This window comes from Vibrio parahaemolyticus, assembly GCF_900460535.1.
Taxonomy (GTDB): Bacteria; Pseudomonadota; Gammaproteobacteria; order Enterobacterales; family Vibrionaceae; genus Vibrio; species Vibrio parahaemolyticus.
The window spans coordinates 2315963-2335735 of the sequence record NZ_UHIL01000001.1 but is presented as its reverse complement, the minus strand read 5'-3'; the positions used below and the strand labels follow the sequence as shown (position 1 = coordinate 2335735).

Below are 19773 nucleotides of genomic sequence, written 5' to 3'. Positions count from 1 at the left end.
GTGATTATCCTTGATTCGCCAATGGGAAGTTCACCACAGTCGATGGGATATGAGTCATCACTGGCATCACCAACTGCGGGTAATCATGTTGAAAGTCGATATTGATACTGCCTTTGTTCCAGCCCCCTTTGCGTTTCAATACTTCCACATTTACGCCCTGTTCATGACCTTGCAGCTTTAAGCTCAATGACACAGGTAGGGACAAGCGATTTGCCATGCTCGGTTTGAGCATAAAAAGCGGACAAGCGCCTTGTTCACTGGCAACCTGTAAGCGTTTTACTTGGTGGATTTCTAGTTCGTCTTGCCATAGCAATACGTTGGCACAAACACCACTTTTCAGACACTGTTCTGCGGCCCACAAAGCATCTCGATGATGTGTAGGATTTACGATCCAAACTTGATTTATATCTAAGCCAATATTGTGTAGAAACAGCGAATTCATTAACGCTGGAGGCTGGATGAATGCGGTTACCCCTCTCGAAAGAGACGCTTTTAGATATGGAGCGAGTAAACGTAGTTCACCAATACTGCCTACGGATTCCATCTCTACCACACCGTGAGAAGGAAAGCCGCCACCAAGCAATTCATCTAGCTCAGCAAAACCGGAGCTGCTTAGGAATTGATGGTCGTCCGCTTTTGTTAAATTGGCCTGCCAAACAAGATGCTGGCTTTTTAAGTGTTGTATGATGTCTTGCATAAATAAAATACCTGTATATATATACAGTATATTTCTGTGATGAAAACACGCAAGATTTTTGTCAGTGAGAAAATGAAAAAAGGCAGCGTTTGCTGCCTTTTTAATCGATTATGTGAGGTTGTGATAATGTATTACTTACGCTTAGGTTGGGCGTCAATACACTGGCCGTGTATGTCTGTCATCGCAGGATCCATCAAATGCAGATACAGCGGCATAATGTCTAGCGGTGTTTTCAGCGTGTTCGCGTCTTCACCTGGGTACGCTTTCTCACGCATGCGAGTTCGAGTCGCGCCAGGGTTAATTGCGTTAACGCGCATTGGCGTGTCACTCAACTCGTCCGCCAATACTTGCATCATACCTTCTACTGCGAACTTAGATATCGCATATGGACCCCAAAAAGCACGGCCAGAATGGCCAACGGTAGAAGAGGTAAAGATAATGCGACCTGCTTCAGATTTACGCATGACAGGCAGTAGCGCTTGAGTCATCAGCACCTCGGCTTTTACGTTAATCTGCATGATGTCATCGAAGTCCTCTTCATTGATCTGCTCGAACGGACATAATGCGCTAAGAACACCAGCATTGTGTAATAAACCATCTAGTTGACCAAATTGACCTTCAATGGTTTCCGCCATATCAATGTAGTTTTGCTTGGTCGCGCCTTTTAAATCGAGAGGGATGATCGCGGCTTGTGGGTAACCTGCGGCTTCAATTTCGTCGTAGATGGATTCAAGATTCTTAACGTTTCGGCCCAATAGAATCACAGTCGCACCGTGCTTGGCGTAAGAAAGCGCCGCTTGGCGGCCAATGCCATTACCGGCACCAGTAACAAGAATGACTTTACCTTTTAGGGCATCTTTTGAAACGGAGTAGTTCACGGTATTTAATCCTTATTATTGTAAGAGGGTCCATGTAGTGGGTTAGCGCTAAAATACGCCTGTCTCTCAATGGAAAATCTTGGTAATCGTGACAAGTTGGTTACAATACACCAATTCATGTGTTATACCAATTCCAGAACTTTCGTTAGGTATGCTATCAATCAGAACAAGTGGTTACAAACCACGTTGCCTTCTCTCTGATTTATCGGTGTAGCATAGCGACGTATTCGCTGGAATGAGATAAAGGAGCTCTCATTGGAATTTTTATTAGATTACGGCTTATTCTTGGCCAAGATTGTGACAGTTGTTGCTGCGATCATTGTCATTCTCATCCTTGTTAAATCGGTTGGTAGTAAATCGGGCGCTGCAAAAGGCGAACTCGAAGTAACGAATCTTTCTGAACAGCACAAGCAATCTATCGAGCAACTTGAGCACTATTTGCATGACGATGCTTTTATCAAAGCTCGTGACAAAGCGGTGAAGAAAGAAGAAAAAGAGAAGAACAAATCTCGCGAGAAAGAAATCAAACAAGCGAGCAAAGAGGGGGCGCTAGACAGCAAACGCGAACCACACCTGTTTGTTCTTGATTTCAACGGTAGCATCGATGCAAAAGAAGTCGCGTCTCTACGTGAAGAAATCACTGCCATTTTGGCTGTTGCTCGTGAAGGCGATGAAGTATTGCTTCGTCTAGAGTCTGGTGGTGGTATGGTTCATGGTTACGGCTTAGCCTCCTCTCAACTTGATCGCATCAAAGCTGCCGGACTTCCTCTGACCATCTCGGTTGATAAAGTAGCAGCAAGTGGCGGTTACATGATGGCTTGTGTAGCAGACAAAATTGTTTCTGCACCATTTGCGATTGTGGGTTCGATTGGTGTCATCGCACAAATTCCAAACTTCAATAAGCTGCTGAAAAAGCACGACATCGAGTACGAGCAGTTAACGGCTGGTGAATACAAACGCACGCTAACCATGTTTGGTGAAAACACCGACAAAGCACGTGATAAATTCAAGCAAGAGCTAGAAGAAACGCACGTATTGTTCAAAGACTTCATCCGTGAGCGTCGTCCAAGTTTAGAATTGGAAAAAGTGGCGACGGGTGAGCACTGGTTTGGTACTCAAGCTAAAGAGTTGGGACTAGTGGATGAAATCAGCACCTCTGATGATCTTGTTGTTGCTGCGTGCAAAGAAAAAACAGTGTTAGCCGTTCATTACGTGCAGAAGAAAAAATTGGCAGACAAGCTTGCTGGTGTAGCAAGTAAAGTCGCTGACAGTGTTGTGCTTAAACTTGCAGAGCGTGGTCAAAAACCAATTGTCTAATCAATGAGATAATTCGGTCATTCAACATGGCGAGAGTGAAAACTCTCGCCATTTTTATTGGAACTAATTTGTCTACAAACGACTCAATATCCAGTACTTATTTTTATGTGTCCTGATGAACCCAAGTGAGCATTGGGTGTAATGCTTTACACTACATTTTTCCTCGCTCCAGAAGGCGATTACCCGTATAATACGCGCCTCGAAAACCGAGCAAATTGCTAAAAAGAAACTATAGGTGGAGAAGAACATGTCCTCTCAAACTCCGGTTGTAACCGTAGATGGACCTAGTGGTGCAGGTAAAGGCACTTTATGTATGTTGCTGGCGAAAAAGTTGGGTTTCCAACTCTTAGACTCTGGCGCAATTTATCGTGTACTTGCACTCGCTGCGATTCACCACGGTGTTGATACTGAGTCTGAAGATGCTCTTGTCCCGCTAGCGACACACCTAGACGTCCAATTTATCGCCGAAGGTGACCTAGTGAAGGTTATCTTAGAAGGTGAAGATGTCTCAGGTGAGCTTCGTAAAGAAGAAACGGGTATGGCTGCGTCTAAAGTGGCTGCATTACCACGCGTTCGCGAAGCATTATTGCGCCGTCAGCGTGCATTTGAAGCCGCTCCTGGCCTTGTTGCTGATGGTCGTGATATGGGTACGGTTGTATTCCCAAGTGCTCAAGCAAAAATTTTCCTTGATGCAAGCGCGGAAGAGCGTGCAAATCGACGCCTTAAACAGTTGCAAGATAAAGGGTTAGATGTTAGATTTGCTGACCTTTTAAGCGAGATCCAAGAGCGTGACGACCGTGATCGTAACCGCCCAGTGGCGCCACTACGCCCTGCAGAGGATGCGCTTGTGCTAGATTCTACGTCGATGACTATCGACGAAGTAGTAGAAAAGGCACTACAATATATCGAATCGAAGCTAGCTGAGTAATGATACTCGACTAAGCTAAGAGCGTTGGTCGCAAGGATGATGACCGGCGAATTTAATAACCCCATGAGGTAGGATGCCCGTGGACGTTTAATTTATTGAAGATTAAATAAATGACTGAATCTTTTGCTCAACTCTTTGAAGAGTTTCTAAACGAAACAGAATTCCAACAAGGCAGCATCGTTAAAGGTACTGTAGTAGCTATCGAGAACGGTTTCGTTCTTGTTGACGCTGGTCTTAAGTCTGAATCTGCTATCCCTGCTGAACAGTTCAAGAACGCTGCTGGCGAACTTGAAGTTGAAGTTGGCGCTGAAGTAGACGTAGCTCTAGACGCTGTTGAAGATGGTTTCGGTGAAACTCAACTTTCTCGTGAGAAAGCTAAGCGTCACGAAGCTTGGATCGTTCTTGAGAAAGCTTACGAAGAAGCTGAAACTGTTGTTGGTATCATCAACGGTAAAGTTAAAGGCGGTTTCACTGTTGAACTAAACGGTATCCGTGCTTTCCTTCCTGGCTCTCTAGTAGACGTACGTCCAATCCGCGACACTGCTCACCTAGAAAACAAAGAGCTAGAGTTCAAAGTTATCAAACTTGACCAAAAACGTAACAACGTAGTTGTTTCACGTCGTGCTGTTATCGAATCTGAAAACAGCGTTGAGCGTGACGAGCTTCTAGAAACTCTACAAGAAGGTTCTGAAGTTAAAGGTATCGTTAAGAACCTTACTGACTACGGTGCGTTCGTTGACCTAGGTGGCGTTGACGGTCTTCTACATATCACAGATATGGCTTGGAAGCGCGTTAAGCACCCATCTGAAATCGTTAACGTTGGTGACGAGATCCAAGTTAAAGTTCTTAAGTTCGATCGTGAGCGTACTCGCGTATCACTAGGTCTTAAGCAACTAGGCGAAGATCCATGGGTAGCAATCGCTAAGCGTTACCCAGAAGGTCACAAACTAACTGGTCGCGTAACTAACCTAACTGACTACGGCTGCTTCGTTGAAATCGAAGAAGGCGTTGAAGGTCTAGTACACGTTTCTGAAATGGATTGGACTAACAAGAACATCCACCCTTCTAAAGTTGTTAATGTTGGCGACGAAGTTGAGGTTATGGTTCTTGAAATCGACGAAGAACGTCGTCGTATCTCTCTAGGTCTGAAACAGTGTAAAGCTAACCCATGGCAGTCATTCGCTGAAGCACAAGCTAAAGGCGACAAAGTTACTGGTAAGATCAAGTCAATCACTGACTTCGGTATCTTCATCGGTCTAGAAGGCGGCATCGATGGTCTAGTTCACCTATCTGACATTTCTTGGAATGTTGCTGGCGAAGAAGCTGTACGTGAGTACAAGAAAGGCGACGAGATCTCTGCAGTTGTTCTAGCAGTAGACGCTGAGCGTGAGCGTATCTCTCTAGGCATCAAGCAAATGGAAAACGACCCATTCAATGCTTACGTTGCTGACAACAAGAAAGGTACTCTAGTTAACGCTACTGTAACTGCAGTTGACGCTAAAGGTGCTACTGTTGAAATCGCAGAAGGCGTTGAAGGTTACATCCGTGCTTCTGAAGTATCTCGCGATCGCGTAGAAGATGCTTCTCTAATCCTAAGCGCTGGTGATGTTGTTGAAGCTAAGTTCACAGGTGTAGACCGTAAGAACCGCGTAATCAACCTATCTATCAAAGCTAAAGATGAAGCTGAAGAGCAAGAAGCAATGGCATCTATCAACAAGCAAGACGAAGCTGCTTTTGGTAATGCAATGGCTGACGCTTTCAAAGCTGCTAAAGGCGAATAATATACTCGCTTAAGCTAAAAAGGAGCCGCAAGGCTCCTTTTTTATGTTCAAAGTAGTAATACTAATGCTGGTAAACTATCTTAATAAAAGGCATTTCATCATTACGCAATTTGCGTAAATTTTGTCTAGAATTGTTAGCAAGTGTTTGTTGGAATTAGTATTACTTACTATAATGAGTGATAAAGATACTCAAAGAGGGCAACTATGACTAAGTCTGAACTGATTGAAAGACTCTGCGCTGAGCAAACACATTTATCAGCGAAAGAGGTAGAGGATGCTGTAAAAGATATTTTAGAGCACATGGCCTCTACACTAGAGAGCGGTGATCGTATCGAGATCCGTGGCTTTGGTAGTTTTTCTCTTCATTACCGTGAGCCTCGCGTCGGTCGTAACCCTAAAACGGGCGACAAAGTGGAATTGGAAGGTAAATACGTTCCACATTTCAAACCTGGTAAAGAGCTTCGTGAGCGTGTGAATCTAGGCTAACGCACTCTTATTGGATTAAAAAAGCGGCATACTTTTGTGTATGCCGCTTTTTTGTAATATCGCTTACGAAAATTCAATTAGGTCATTTCATACGCAAGTTGTGATACCCAAATAACTTTAACTTCTAGGGTGTGTCTACAAACCCAGCATCTTGAGGTTACTTGGGTATAGATTATTGCTAATATACGTAGTCTGAAGAAGCATTTTCCTGCATAATCTTACCTACTTACTCCTCGAAGGGTGATGTAAAATGAAAATTATAAAAATCGTTGCTGTTTTAGTTCTCTTTTTAGTTGCACTGGCTTTAGGCTCACAAAACCAAGAACTTGTGACCTTTAATTACCTTCTAGCGAAAGGAGAATTCCATTTATCAACGCTATTGGGCGTGGTATTTGTGGTTGGTTTTGCTGTAGCTTGGGTTATCTTCGCTAGCATCCAACTAAAAACTCAGCTTCAAGTTCGACGTCTTAAAAAGAAACTGAAAAAGTACGAGCCGGCTGAAGCAGAAAAAACTTCAAAGCCAGCCATTGAAAAACAGGCATAAGGATAAGGCTTAACTTTAATGCTTGAACTACTCTTCTTGTTGTTGCCGATAGCGGCTGCGTATGGCTGGTACATGGGGCATCGCAGCGCTCAGCAAGACAAGCAGAAGCAATCTCATCAAATTTCCCGTCAGTATATGGCGGGTCTGAACTTACTGCTCTCTGATCAATCAGATAAAGCCGTAGACCACTTTATTGAATTGCTCCAAGTTGACAACGAAACGATTGATACTCACTTAGCGCTGGGTAATCTTTTCCGTTCTCGTGGTGAAGTCGACCGTGCTATTCGTATCCACCAAAATCTCATTTCTCGTTCTGGTTTGACTCTAGATCAGAAAAACTTAGCCCTGCAGCAGTTAGCGAAAGACTATATGGTGTCGGGGTTTTTAGACCGAGCTGAAAAAATCTTCGAACAATTAGTTGAAGAGCCCGATTACAAAGAGGCGGCGCTCCAACAGTTAGTCACTATTTACCAGCAAACGCGTGAATGGGAAAAAGCGATTCATTACGCCAATCAGCTAGCTAAAATGGGTAATCAGCGTAGTCGTATGCGTACAAATATTGCGCATTTTTGGTGTGAAATTGCCATGCTAGACCAAGCTGATGGCAATACGAATAAAGCTATCCAGCATTTCAAAAAAGCACTTTCCGAAGATCCAAAATGTGTTCGAGCAAGTATTTCGCTCGGCCGGATTTACTTGGAATCAGAAGACTACAAACAAACCATTAAGTATCTAACGGGTGTATTGGAGCAAGACAAAGACTTTGTGAGCGACGTTTTGCCGACAATTGCTGAGTGCTATCACCATCTCGGACAAGAAGATGAACTGGTCGAGTTTTTACGCGCCTGCATTGATAAAAAGGCAGGGGTGTCAGCGGAGTTGATGCTGGCTCAGTTAGTCGCTCACCATGAAAGCGTCGGCGCTGCCCAAGAATTGCTGACGAAACAGCTACTGAAAAATCCAACCATGAAGGGCTTTTATCGCCTGATTGACTACCACATTGCAGAGGCTGAAGACGGTCGCGCAAAAGACAGTTTATCTACATTACAAGCGATGGTTGGAGAACAATTAAAAGTAAAACCGCACTACCGATGCAGGAAGTGTGGCTTCTCTACTCATTCCCTTTATTGGCATTGCCCTTCCTGTAAAGGGTGGGGGACGATCAAGCCAATCCGCGGATTGGATGGTGAATAGTTTTAATGCAGCTGGCAGAGTTTCTGTCCGCTGCATTTTTTTAACCTTATGTCTAACAAGTAAAAGAACCAAAAATAATTAGGAGATGAAATGATCGACCAAAAAGTTATTGTCGCACTGGATTATGATAACCAAGCTGATGCGCTAGCGTTTGTAGATAGAATTGATCCTGCGTCATGTCGCCTAAAAGTCGGCAAGGAAATGTTTACGCTATTTGGTCCTGATTTCGTACGTGAACTCCACAAACGTGGTTTTTCCGTATTCCTGGATTTGAAATTTCATGATATCCCGAACACCTGTTCAAAAGCGGTACGCGCTGCTGCTGAGTTAGGTGTATGGATGGTGAACGTTCATGCAAGCGGTGGTGAGCGTATGATGACAGCATCACGTGAGATTCTTGAGCCATATGGTAAAGACCGTCCACTTCTGATTGGTGTAACGGTACTGACTAGCATGGAACAAAGTGACTTGGCAGGTATTGGTCTGAATGTTGAACCGCAAGAGCAAGTGATTCGTCTAGCGACATTGACTAAGAACTCAGGTCTCGATGGCGTAGTGTGCTCTGCGCAAGAATCTTCACTACTTAAAAATGAGCTAGGTAAAGAGTTTAAACTGATCACTCCAGGAATTCGTCCTGCTGGTTCTGAGCAAGGCGACCAACGTCGTATTATGACGCCAGTTGATGCTATTCAAGCGGGTTCTGACTACCTTGTTATTGGCCGTCCGATCACTCAGGCGACGGACCCTGCTGCCGTATTGAAATCTATCAACGACAGCTTAGCTAGCAAGTAATAACTCTCGAGCATTAAATGGATAAAGGTGAGGCTAGGATGCCTCACCTTTTTTCTCTCTCAGAACAACGAATTACCCGATGAGAACAAAGGTTCTACGGATTATTCTTAGTCCTTCAGGGGAATGCACTATATCGATCACACTTTAATAACATAATTGATAATGATAAGCCGAAAATGCAACCATGTGCTGTAGATGGCTTGCGTTACAAATAGGTAACGAATACTATGTCGAAGATGCATTCACTGCGTTGTAAGGTCTAGGATGACCTGGTGAAACTCTTTGAAATCAATATAGAAGTCGGCAGGATGTCGCTTTCATATTATCCTCCTACTATTTCCTATCTGCGTACTGTCGTGTCCGCAGCCTATCGTGAGCTTCACACTCGTCTTCCTTGTACTGACCTTAGTGCGCAAACACAACAAGGAAGAAATATGACCAAAAAAATGCCATTTTCAGTTTTGGCTGCACTGACTGCTGTCAGTTTCCAACTGCATGCAGCTGAGTTGCCTGCTGATATCGAGTGGGTTTCAAACAATAATGAGCCGTTATTTGCTTCGGAAGAAGCCGTTTATGGTGGAACTTACCGCACTTACATCGAAAGTTTCCCACAGACATTACGTAGTGTTGGCCCGGATGCTAACTCTGGATTGCGTCAATATTTGATGGATGGCACACCAAAAATGGCTCAACGTCACCCAAATACGGGTAAGTGGATTCCTCAATTGGCTAAGTCATGGGCATTTGGTGAAGATAATAAAACGGTTTATTTTAAGCTTGATGACACCGCGAAATGGTCTGATGGTGAGAAGATCACGGCCGATGATTATGTCTTCATGATGCAGTACTACACCTCAAAAGACATTATTGACCCTTGGTACAATGACTTTTTTACCAACAGCATTGTTAGCGTGGAAAAAATTGATGATTACACCATCCGCGTTAATTTAGCGGTTGCACAGAGTCATGACTCTCTGATGGTCATGATTAATATGCCAAGCAATGGCTTCCAACCTCGTCCAAAACACTTTTTCAAAGGTGAGAAGGATGAAAACAACGATGGCATGCCGGATAACTTTGTACGTAAATTTAACTTCAAAGCGGAACCAACGGCAGCACCATACTACCTAGATAAGGTTAAAAAAGGGAAAAGTGTTACCTTTAAGCATGTTGGTGAAGATTGGTGGGGCTACAACAATCGTTACTACAAGAACCGTTATAACGTAGAGAAAGTCCGTATCACAGTTATTCGCGATCCTGACATTGCGATGAAGCACTTCGAAAAAGGCAATCTCGATTACTTTGAAATGGTGCTACCAAGCTTTTGGCACGATAAAACGAACACTGATGTTTACAAAAAAGGTTATATCCAAAAGTATTGGGGATTCAACCAATCACCACAAGGCGCTGGTGGCGTATGGATGAATACGGCAATGCCTTTGTTGGATAATCTTGAAGTGCGCAAAGGCATCATGGCTGCAACAGATTTTGATGGCATGATAGAGAACATCATGCGTGGTGACTACTCACGTAAGCCACATGGTTTGGGCTTTGGTCATGGTGAGTATGACGATCCAAACAACACACCGCCAAAGTTTGATGTCGATGCTGCGGTTAAGCATTTCGAAAAAGCAGGTTTTGATACTCTAGGTTCAGATGGTATTCGCGTAAACGACAAAGGCCAACGTTTAAGCTTTGCGATTACGTACGGTTACAACTCATGGACACCTCGTATTGCATACTTAAAAGAGCAAGCGAAACTGGCAGGTCTAGAGTTCACATTGAACTTGGTCGATGGTTCATCTGCGTTTAAGTACATTCTAGAGAAGAAGCACCAGTTGGCATTCCTGAACATGGGATCTGGTGAGATTCCAGCTTACTGGGAGTACTTGCATTCTGACAATGCGAACAAGCCGCAAACCAATGCTCACACCAACTACAGTAGCCCAGAACTCGATAAGTTGATCGAAGCGTATGATGCAGAGTTTGATCAGAATAAACGTTATGAGCTGTCGCACCAGATTCAAGAATACGTAAAAGAAGCAAATATTATTGTTCCTGGATACATGGTGCCTTACTCACGTGTAGCACATTGGCGTTGGGTTAAAATTCCAAAAGATGGCATGACTAAAGCAACGGAATGGGTTCTGCATCCAATGGATATCGGTAACTTCTGGATTGATGAAGCTGTTAAGAAAGAGACTGAAAAAGCCATGAAGAGCGGTAAATCCTTCCCAGAAGTCACCGTGATTGATGATCGCTACAAGCTGTAATCGTTACTGACTAAGATAGAAAGAAAGCCCCACCATATGAGTGGGGCTTTTTGTTTGTGGATCATGCTGCGTTAGCTAACTAAGTAAGACGCCTCTAATAGGTAAGTTTTTACATCACCTAGGGGCGAAAACGCTTTGTCGATCGTTTTAAATCGTTCATCAATAGAATCACAGGCGATGATTTGACTGAATGTTTCGATTGATAAAGCTTCGTTTGTTTTGAAAAACTGATGGACATTTTCCAACTGAACTTTATGAACGTGTTCGACTTTAGTTAGTGCATTTGTTAGATCTGAAATATTAATCGACATTGCTACTTAATGACCTTATCTACAGGCTTTGCTGAGCCATAGGACGTGGGCTTTATATTTGGCGGTAGAGTATCACTAACCTGTGGAGCACAGACTGATGGAGATCAATTTGTGTAGTTCGTACCAGTGCCAAACGCTTTGAGATAGAGGTGAGCTAGCAGAAAGTCTAAGCATCTAATGCTTGGATGGCGATATTATGCTTAATGTAAAACCGAAGTAAGTATTTTTATTCTTTATCAAATGTAGATTATGAATGGAAATAATTGAGTTTTCATTAAATAAATATGAAATATAAATAACGTAATAAAAATACTCTTTCTAATTAACTTCACTATTAAGATGGATGTTTTTCTTCGTCTTTCATAATAATCTAGATCAAAATCACAGTATCATTAAATTCAATATAACCAAGAAGTGGCGCTAGTTAATTAGCTTTACATATCAATAAATTACTACTATTTTTGTTGTATGCGTCTTATGGTGTTAATTTATGAAGTACTTAGTTACAGGTGCGGCAGGTTTTATTGGTAGTGCAACTATTAGAAAACTAAACTCATTAGGATATGAGGTTATAGGTATTGATAATATCAATGACTATTATGATGTTGAGTTAAAGTATGCAAGATTAAATTTTATAAAAAACCCATTATTTCGATTCTTTAATATGGATATATCAAATAAAAATGACATAGAACGTTTATTTGAGAAAGAAAAGTTTGACAGAGTTATCCATCTTGCCGCACAGGCTGGTGTTAGATATTCACTTGTAAACCCACATTGTTACGCTGAATCGAATTTAAGTGGATTTTTAAACGTCTTAGAAGCTTGTCGTAAAAGCCATATCAAGCATTTCATATATGCATCTTCCAGCTCCGTTTACGGCTTAAACAAGAAAGTGCCTTTCTCTACATCGGACAATGTTGATCACCCCGTTTCTTTATATGCAGCGACTAAAAAATCTAATGAATTGATGGCGCATAGTTATTCTCATCTCTATCAACTTCCTACAACAGGCTTACGTTTTTTTACTGTGTATGGTTCTTGGGGACGTCCAGATATGGCGCCTTTTATCTTTACTGAGAAAATAATTAACGGCCAGTCTATTGATATTAATAATAATGGTGATATGTGGAGGGACTTTACCCATATTAATGACATTGTCGAAGGGATAGTCAGAATTTCTGATGTCATACCAAGAATTAATCAGCGATGGCAGTTTGAAAATAGTACTCCAGCGGATAGTTCTGCTCCTTATTCTATTTACAATATTGGTTATGGTTCACCGATTTGTTTGATGGATTTTATCAAAGCAATAGAAAATGAACTCGGAATAGAAGCAAAGAAGAATTATCGAGAGATGCAGCCAGGAGATGTATACCAAACCTATGCTGATACAACAGCTTTCTATCAAGCCACTGGTTATCGGCCGTCAGTTTCCGTAGAAGAAGGTATTGCCGAGTTTGTCGCTTGGTACCGGAATTTTTATAACAAGTAAAAGATTTGTCATTCAGAACTTTCAAGGTCGAGAGTTCACATAAGGTTAGAGCTATGTTACCGAGTATATCAGTCGTTATTCCTGCAAAAAATGAACAAGGAAATATTGGGAAGTTAGTGAAAGAAATTCATGCCAGTTTAGAAGCATACTCTAACGTCGAAATTGTCATTACGGACGACGGTAGTACCGATGATACGGTGCAAGAGGCACTTGAAGCTGCTAAAGAATGTGGGTGTGACCTGCAGGTGGTAAGCCACGAACATAGTTGCGGTCAAAGCACAGCAGTGTTAACTGCCGTCAAACATGCAAAAGGCGAGTGGATTGTTACCTCCGATGCTGATGGGCAGAACGATCCGTCGGATATGCCTAAGATGCTTGAGCTTGCTGCTAAAGTCAGCAATCCGAATTTTTGCATCGCGGGTTATCGAGCAAAAAGGTTAGATACAGCTTGGGTTAGGTTTCAATCGAAGGTGGCGAACAAAGTGCGCCATGCATTACTAGGTGATGGTGTTCCAGATTCTGGTTGTGGACTTAAAGTCATCCCTAAATCGACTTATCTGCGCTTGCCGTATTTTGATCATATGCATCGGTTTTTGCCTGCACTCATCAAAGCGATGGACGGGGAGATCGTCGTTCACCCAGTCGCGCACCGAGACAGAGAAGCAGGCACTTCCAATTACAATGCATGGAACCGTGCTTGGGTAGGGATTGTTGATATGTTTGGTGTGATCTGGTTACAAAAGCGCACGAAAAATCCGATGATCAAAGCTGTCAGCATTGCCAATGAAAATGCAAAACAATGAAATGGTTAAAGCTTGCACTTCTTATACTTGCTGGGGTTTTGTTAGCAAATCAGCTCGATAATCCCGTTTTATCTCACCTCACAGATAAGAACTGGCTGGTTGGCTACATTCAAAAAAACGGGGCTTTAGGGCATGTGGTCATCTTCACATTCAGTGTGGTGTTTTTGTCGTTGAGTGGGCCAAAGCAAGCCATCGCATTGGTATTCGGCTATTTATACCACGTCCAATTAGGCGTGCTTATCACCTTATTTGCTTGTGTTTTTGGGGCGACATTTAACTACGCCTGCGCGCGCTTTCTCATCGGAAATTGGCTATATCGACGGTTCCCGAAAAAAATGACGCGTTTTAATTCATTTGCGAGTCGTAAGCCGTTTTACAAAATCCTTTTGCTACGTTTGTTTCCGATTGGGAATAACGTCGTGACCAACGTTTTATCGGGTAGTGTCCGAGTGCCGTTCTTTGCCTTTATCTCCGCCAGTCTGTTGGGATACTTGCCTCAAATTATCATCTTCGCATTGATGGGCGCTGGTATTCATTCATCGAGTAATACAATGATATATCTCAGTATTTTCTTTGGTATCGTTAGCGCGGTACTCACAGGGTTTCTCTATCGAGATCATATTAAAAGTCGTGTTGAATTATTGAATATGGAAGAGGAAGTATGAGCTTAGTGACGTCCAAGTGTCGACAAGTTTGGCAAAGTGATGACTATTATCAAACCCTATGGTTTTTGTTGTTCCTCGCCTTCATCATTATTTTTTCGGGGATAGGGTTACGGGACCCGTGGCCTGCCGATGAACCACGCTTTGTCGAAGTCGCTCGAGAGATGGTGCAATCGGGAAACTGGTTTTTTCCTACCAGAGGGGGAGAGCTCTATCCCGATAAACCGCCACTATTTATGTGGTCAATGGCGGCTTTTTATTGGTTGACCGGCAGTCTAAAAGCAACGTTCATGTTACCTAATGCGATTGTCAGCCTAATTGCTTTGGTGTGCTGTTACGATATTTCCGCAAAGCTGTGGAATGTCAAAACTGCGCGAAATGTGGGCTTTTTACTATTGCTTGCTCCACAATTTATTATTCAAGCAAAAGCGGCGCAAATTGATGCGATGGTAGCCGCGTGGATCACCATCTCCATGCATGGGCTGCTGCGACACTTCTATATTAAGACCAACTGGGTTTGGTATTGCTTGGCTTGGGTGTTTATGGGTCTTGGCATTATTACAAAAGGTGTTGGATTTCTTCCCGCGTTGTTTTTGATACCCGTTTTGTTTTTGCATTTTTCTGGCAGACACCGTTTTGAAGATGCGGTTTCTTGGAAGCTATTACTGGGCCCAGTGTTCATGCTTTTGACCATTGCATGTTGGTTTGTGCCTATGGTTTCGATCGTAGAGATCAGTCATAACCCTGATTTTGCTGCTTACAGAGACAACATCTTGTTTAAACAAACGGGTGAGCGTTATGCGAACTCTTGGGGACACATTCAGCCATGGTATTACTTTATTGTCAGCGTGATTCCCATTATGTGGTTTCCACTGTACTTGGTGTTTTTCAATAAGAAGTGTTGGCAGCAACTACGATTATCACCTGCGTTATTAAGTTTGTTCGCTTGGGTTGTGCTTGTTATCGCTTTCTTTAGTCTGAGCCCGGGTAAGCGAGGTGTTTACATATTGCCAGCGCTTCCAATGCTTGCTGTTATTGCGGGTTATGCGTTAACGAACCAAGCTTGGCCTAAATGGACCGACAAATTACTTAAAGTTATCGTTTTGATTTTAAGCGTAGTTTTGTTTTCTGCCGCTGTTGTTGCAGGTCTAGAGGTTAAATCCGTCACGAAGCATTTAGGCGAGTACGATTCTATATTCCCTTACGTCGTATTCTTTCTTGTTGCCGCAGCGATTTGGGTTGGCGCATTTTTCAAAACGCGCACGGTACAGGCTCGATATACCTTTTGGGTGGCTCTTGCGCTGACTTGGGTCTGGTATAGCGTTGCGGGATATACATTGCTTAACCCAGTTCGCACGCCGGCTAAAGAGATCATGTCAGAAGCACAAAAAGCAATCGGTAAAGATGGTGAGTTAGGACTGACGCTATTTAAAGAGCAATTTTTGCTGTTTTCACCTGTGTCGGTAACACATTTTAGCTATTTGTCAGATCACAAAGAGCAAGAGCGCAATGCTTGGTTGTGGCTACAAGAAAAGCCGAATCGGTATATCTTGACCCAAGGTGGGAATGAGATGGAATGTTTCGATGCCAACAAAGCGAAAAAACTAGGGGAAGCCCACCGCCGTGATTGGATTTTATTTGATGCCGAGAGTGCGCTTGAATCCTGTCAGCCACCAAGAAGCATCAAACGATATGAGCTACATATCGACAAGCCATATTCTTAATATCTTGAACCGCTAAAGACACATAAATAAGGGAGGGGAGCGTGATGCTCCCCTCCCTTATCTGATGACTTTCGTATCTGGTGTCTATTTACTATAGCTGCGCAGCCATATCGTCGGTTAGTTGGTTCAAACCTGCCGACAGTGCATCAACCAGAGCGTCGTAGCCTTCATCTTGCAATGGCATCAATATCTTTACTTGCGAGCTTCGAACGACGTTGCCGCTTGCATCGATGAGTAACCATTCACCTTCAATTTCTGCATTACCTTGGTAGCTACCATTAAACTTGTTCAAACTAAGTTGAAGCTTGGATTCTCCACTTTGATCCAGAAGATTATTCATTTCAACTGGCCAATAGTCGCTTTGTTTTTGGCGCAGCTCAGCCACAACACGTTGGGTAATTTGCTCAGAAATACTTTGAGCCCACTGGTGGCGTTTGGCTTGAACAATCTGAGTATCTGATGTGCGATACACAATACTATTGTCATTCAGGTAACTAGCGAGTTGAGCCGGGCGAATCACCAGTAAAGGTCGTTCTGCAACGCTCATCTGGTTGGACGTTTTTGTCTCAGCTTTAGGTAGGAGATACAGCGCCCCTGTTGTTTCTGGCGCGCTGCTGCATCCTGTCAATCCGGTTACAAGTGCTGTCGCTAATAAAAATACACGTTTCATTATTGTTGCCCTCTAACAGGAATTGGATCCTTCACTTCATCTTCTCCAAATACTAATGAGTTTGGTTTTTCATTTAGCTGTTTTAAAACAGGTTTGAATTCCGTCATCACCTTCTCTAGCTCTTTCAATGTCGATTCCATCTCACTGTACATTGTCGAGTTAGGGCCGTATCCATCCAGCGTTTTTTGCAGTTGCTGCAAGCTTTGGCGAATATCTGCAGGGATCTCTTGTGTGTCTTTTTGGCTTAAGAGCTTATCAATGCTATTCGCCACTTTTTCTGCGGACGCCAAGGTGCGCTCAGACGTTTTCAACGTTGCATTCAGAGATGTTAATGTATCTTCCATTGGCAAGTTATTGAGTTTGTTTAAGAAGTCATTTACTTGGCGCTGAACCTGTGCAAAGCCACCTCGCATTGTAGGGAAGACGTCTAGCCCTTCATACGTGTTTGCTTCATATGGCGTATCGTCTGGATAAAAATCCGCGTCAATGTACAGTGCGCCAGTCAACAAATTCCCGGTTTTTAGTGTGCCGCGAAGCCCTTTTGCAAACTCGTCTTTTAGTTTCTCTTTGAACATTTCCATCGAGTGGGACTCAACATCACCGTATACACGGCCTAGCTCAATACGGACTAACACCGGAATTCTCTTCGCCGAGAAATGCTCTTCTGGAGTTGGAAGACGCATAGGTACTCTCATTACTGTACCAATGCGCAGACCTCGGTATTCAACCGGAGCTTTGCGTTTTAGGCCACGAACGGACTCTTCGAATAGCATTACGAATTCGATGTATTCGTCGTACATGCCTTCGCGTACTTGTTTAACATCATCGTACAAACGGAAGTTCGTCATGTCTTTGGTAAGAGCTTCGCCTGACTCCATTCCAGGGATGCTATCAAAGGTGACGCCACCAGTAAGAAGGCTTTCAAGCGAGCCAAATTTCACTTCAAACCCTTCCGCATTCAACTGTAGATCGAGGCCTGAATTGAGCCAGAATTTGGTGCGAGTGCGCACTAAACTGTCGTAAGGCTTAAAGATGAAAAGTTGGTAAAGAGCACGGCGCGTATCTACGTCAAAGCTGGTTTTCTCTACTCGCCCAACCGTAAAGCCTTTATAAATAACCGGGTCACCCACACCAAGCTTACCTGCTTCACGGTGAGTCAAGACAATGCGCAGACCTTCTGCGTCAGGCGAAGCGACAGGTGGCACATCCAGAACTGCGAAATGATCTTTTTCGACCTCAGAACTGCCCGGTTGCAATTGAATGTAAGCACCGGAGAGAAGGGTTTCCAAACCAGAGACGCCATCACGGCCAATGCGCGGCTTCACCACCCAAAACATGGTGTCATCTCGCAGCATGCGCTCTGCGTCCTTATTCATCTGCGCTTTGGCGATGATATGATCGTAGTTCTCACTGAGTGTGACTTCAGTGATCAGTCCCACTTTTACATTCAGTGCGCGGATTTCTGTCTTGCCGACTTCAATCCCATCCGCAGTTGGCAGCTGTAAAGTAATTTGTGGGCCAGTACTGTTGATGTATTGGAACAGCATCCACGCTCCCATGGCTAGCGCAAGGATCGGAACAATCCAAATAGCAGAAATCTGCTTTTGCGGTTTTATTTGAGCGGTTGCGTTGTTCTCATCACTCATATTTGGCTTTCTCAGTTAGGTTATTAGTCATCGGCTCTTGCACTTCGCTCTGTGGTAGTTGCCACAACAAACGGGAGTCAAAAATCATCGCAGAGAGCATGGTGAAAATGACCACTGCGGCAAAAGATAATGCAGCAGGGCCGGGGTAAATTGCCATTAAGTTTTGCAACTGAACCAGTGCAACCAAAATGGCGACAACAAAAATATCGATCATTGACCAACGGCCAATGAATTCGGTTAATCGGTATATCTTTAAGCGCGAAATGCTCTCTTCAGGAGGGAGGTATTGAGCCTTTTGCGCATTGTAATACAACCACGCCAACGCCAACATTTTAGCCATCGGGATAAACACACTCGCGAAGAAAATCACCATGGCGATAGGGTAGGAGCCTAAATGCCACAGCAAGATGACGCCTTCCATAATGGTTGAACCTTCTGAGTGCCCAAGACTGACGGTGTACATCATAGGGTAGAGGTTTGCTGGGATATAAAAAATCACCGAGGCAAACAACAATGCCCACGCTTTTTGTAGGTTCTCGCTCGGGTTGTATTCGTGAAGTCGACTGTAACAGCGAATACAGCGCTGATGTTTTTTATCCTCGATGGGATTGAGTTGGTGGCAAGTGTGGCAACCGATGTGATTGTGGTTGTGGTGAGTGTCACCTTCTTTGACGCTTGGTAACTCGATTGCCGGAATAAAGTGCCCCCACAGCCAGCTTTTATCGACCATCGAAATGCATTTCACCACCAATATCGTGTATACACAAAACGCCCAAAACGAGCTGCCCATACCGATGTCGGCCAGAGACGCAATTTTAATTAAGCTCACCAATACGCCAATTAAAAACACATCGACCATTAACCACGGTTCAACTCGAAACAGAATTCGGCAAAGTACTTTGGCCATACGCTGCTGCTTTTTAGACGGCGGATGGTTGCGAACTTTTAACGCCTCAAGGTGCAGAAAAAGGATCAAACCCACATAGATAGCAGGCAAAACGACGACCGTCGCGAGCAGAAGCGCACCAAGAAGAGCGTTTTGAAATTCAGCCAGCATTTTGGCTGCGTGAAGCAGAGTGATCTCTTGCGACAACCCTTGCACGCTGAATGACATGAATGGGAAAGAGATACTGAGCACCAGCATGATCAAACACGCAGACGATACCGCAATCACGCTTTGATAAGGCTTGGCGTTAATTTTTGTAAGTGAATGCGAACATCGAGGGCATTGAGCTTTTTGCCCTTGCTCGATCTCCGGAATGCGGACGACAAGGCCACATTCTTCGCAAGAAATTAACTGACGTGAATTAGGTTGAATACTCATTGGGTAGGTTTTGAATTCATTTGTCCTAAGAATACTCTGTTTTCACTAGACACGCTTGTGTTGATTCAGGAGTTTACGAGTTTCTTACTTTTGCAATCGCCGTGCGCGTGTTGCTAAAACATGCCAAGCGACGCTGAAAAGTATGCAACATTTTACTGCTAGGGTTTGAAATTGGGAAGTCGTTACCGCATAGAAGTGGTTTGAGTGAAGCAAATGAAATGGTGATCTTTGGGATGAGGGAGAGAAAG

18 protein-coding genes are annotated in these 19773 nt (G+C 43.6%); 12 read left to right on the top strand and 6 right to left on the bottom strand.

Annotated features, from left to right (window positions below; all coding sequences use genetic code 11):
- Positions 1 to 4: 4 nt before the first annotated feature.
- Together imuA and DYB02_RS12055 are read right to left on the bottom strand one after the other, a co-directional pair.
- Entirely contained in the window at positions 5 to 697 is a 693-nt protein-coding gene (gene imuA, locus DYB02_RS12060) for a translesion DNA synthesis-associated protein ImuA (protein WP_029804879.1), read from the bottom strand.
- A gap of 131 nt (positions 698 to 828) precedes the next feature.
- Complete coding sequence (locus tag DYB02_RS12055) at positions 829 to 1575, bottom strand: YciK family oxidoreductase (RefSeq protein WP_015297024.1); 747 nt, start codon at positions 1573 to 1575, stop codon at positions 829 to 831.
- A 255-nt stretch (positions 1576 to 1830) separates the two neighbouring features.
- Here DYB02_RS12055 and sohB point away from each other — a divergent pair, with 255 nt between their 5' ends.
- The 8 genes from sohB (at position 1831) to DYB02_RS12015 (ending at position 10890) form a co-directional block, all read left to right on the top strand.
- A complete protein-coding gene (sohB, locus tag DYB02_RS12050; RefSeq protein WP_005494599.1) occupies positions 1831 to 2892 on the top strand; it encodes a protease SohB in 1062 nt (353 codons plus the stop codon).
- A gap of 247 nt (positions 2893 to 3139) precedes the next feature.
- Positions 3140 to 3820: a (d)CMP kinase gene (gene cmk, locus DYB02_RS12045; protein WP_011106010.1), complete on the top strand. Its 681-nt coding sequence runs from the start codon at positions 3140 to 3142 to the stop codon at positions 3818 to 3820.
- 110 nt (positions 3821 to 3930) lie between these two features.
- Positions 3931 to 5601: a 30S ribosomal protein S1 gene (rpsA, locus tag DYB02_RS12040; RefSeq protein ID WP_005494602.1), complete on the top strand. Its 1671-nt coding sequence runs from the start codon at positions 3931 to 3933 to the stop codon at positions 5599 to 5601.
- A 204-nt stretch (positions 5602 to 5805) separates the two neighbouring features.
- On the top strand, positions 5806 to 6087 hold the full coding sequence (ihfB, locus tag DYB02_RS12035) for an integration host factor subunit beta (RefSeq protein ID WP_005491075.1): 282 nt from the start codon (positions 5806 to 5808) through the stop codon (positions 6085 to 6087).
- A gap of 250 nt (positions 6088 to 6337) precedes the next feature.
- Complete coding sequence (locus DYB02_RS12030) at positions 6338 to 6631, top strand: lipopolysaccharide assembly protein LapA domain-containing protein (RefSeq protein WP_029805973.1); 294 nt, start codon at positions 6338 to 6340, stop codon at positions 6629 to 6631.
- An 18-nt stretch (positions 6632 to 6649) separates the two neighbouring features.
- Positions 6650 to 7825: a lipopolysaccharide assembly protein LapB gene (lapB, locus tag DYB02_RS12025; protein ID WP_005457985.1), complete on the top strand. Its 1176-nt coding sequence runs from the start codon at positions 6650 to 6652 to the stop codon at positions 7823 to 7825.
- Positions 7826 to 7915: 90 nt separating this feature from the next.
- Positions 7916 to 8617, top strand: coding sequence for an orotidine-5'-phosphate decarboxylase (gene pyrF / locus DYB02_RS12020; RefSeq protein WP_025502055.1), 702 nt, complete (start codon positions 7916 to 7918; stop codon positions 8615 to 8617).
- A 434-nt stretch (positions 8618 to 9051) separates the two neighbouring features.
- On the top strand, positions 9052 to 10890 hold the full coding sequence (locus tag DYB02_RS12015) for an extracellular solute-binding protein (RefSeq protein WP_025502056.1): 1839 nt from the start codon (positions 9052 to 9054) through the stop codon (positions 10888 to 10890).
- Between the two features lie 71 nt (positions 10891 to 10961).
- On the opposite strand, the gene DYB02_RS12010 is transcribed toward DYB02_RS12015, so the two are convergent.
- Complete coding sequence (locus tag DYB02_RS12010; protein ID WP_005481665.1) at positions 10962 to 11201, bottom strand: hypothetical protein; 240 nt, start codon at positions 11199 to 11201, stop codon at positions 10962 to 10964.
- Positions 11202 to 11691: 490 nt separating this feature from the next.
- On the opposite strand from DYB02_RS12010, the gene DYB02_RS12005 reads away from it, so the two are divergent.
- The 4 genes from DYB02_RS12005 to DYB02_RS11990 are packed head-to-tail and all read left to right on the top strand — an operon-like array spanning position 11692 to position 15885.
- The gene (locus DYB02_RS12005; RefSeq protein WP_025613057.1) at positions 11692 to 12696 is read left to right on the top strand and encodes an NAD-dependent epimerase; all 1005 of its coding nucleotides are present in this window, start codon (positions 11692 to 11694) and stop codon (positions 12694 to 12696) included.
- A 53-nt stretch (positions 12697 to 12749) separates the two neighbouring features.
- A complete protein-coding gene (locus DYB02_RS12000; RefSeq protein ID WP_029805968.1) occupies positions 12750 to 13499 on the top strand; it encodes a glycosyltransferase family 2 protein in 750 nt (249 codons plus the stop codon).
- A complete protein-coding gene (locus DYB02_RS11995; RefSeq protein ID WP_005494615.1) occupies positions 13496 to 14164 on the top strand; it encodes a TVP38/TMEM64 family protein in 669 nt (222 codons plus the stop codon). Before DYB02_RS12000 ends, DYB02_RS11995 begins: the two co-directional genes overlap by 4 nt.
- Positions 14161 to 15885, top strand: a complete 1725-nt coding sequence (locus tag DYB02_RS11990; RefSeq protein ID WP_047022961.1) for an ArnT family glycosyltransferase — start codon at positions 14161 to 14163, stop codon at positions 15883 to 15885. The genes DYB02_RS11995 and DYB02_RS11990 overlap by 4 nt, the downstream gene beginning before the upstream one ends.
- Positions 15886 to 15976: 91 nt before the next feature.
- On the opposite strand, the gene DYB02_RS11985 is transcribed toward DYB02_RS11990, so the two are convergent.
- From DYB02_RS11985 to DYB02_RS11975, 3 genes are read right to left on the bottom strand one after another with little or no spacing between them, the layout of a single operon-like run.
- Positions 15977 to 16555, bottom strand: coding sequence for a PqiC family protein (locus DYB02_RS11985; RefSeq protein ID WP_025554065.1), 579 nt, complete (start codon positions 16553 to 16555; stop codon positions 15977 to 15979).
- Complete coding sequence (pqiB, locus tag DYB02_RS11980) at positions 16555 to 18201, bottom strand: intermembrane transport protein PqiB (RefSeq protein WP_005457973.1); 1647 nt, start codon at positions 18199 to 18201, stop codon at positions 16555 to 16557. Before pqiB ends, DYB02_RS11985 begins: the two co-directional genes overlap by 1 nt.
- Positions 18194 to 19525 (bottom strand): paraquat-inducible protein A, encoded by a 1332-nt coding sequence (locus DYB02_RS11975; protein ID WP_017448374.1) that lies wholly within the window; start codon positions 19523 to 19525, stop codon positions 18194 to 18196. The genes pqiB and DYB02_RS11975 overlap by 8 nt, the downstream gene beginning before the upstream one ends.
- Positions 19526 to 19773: the final 248 nt, after the last annotated feature.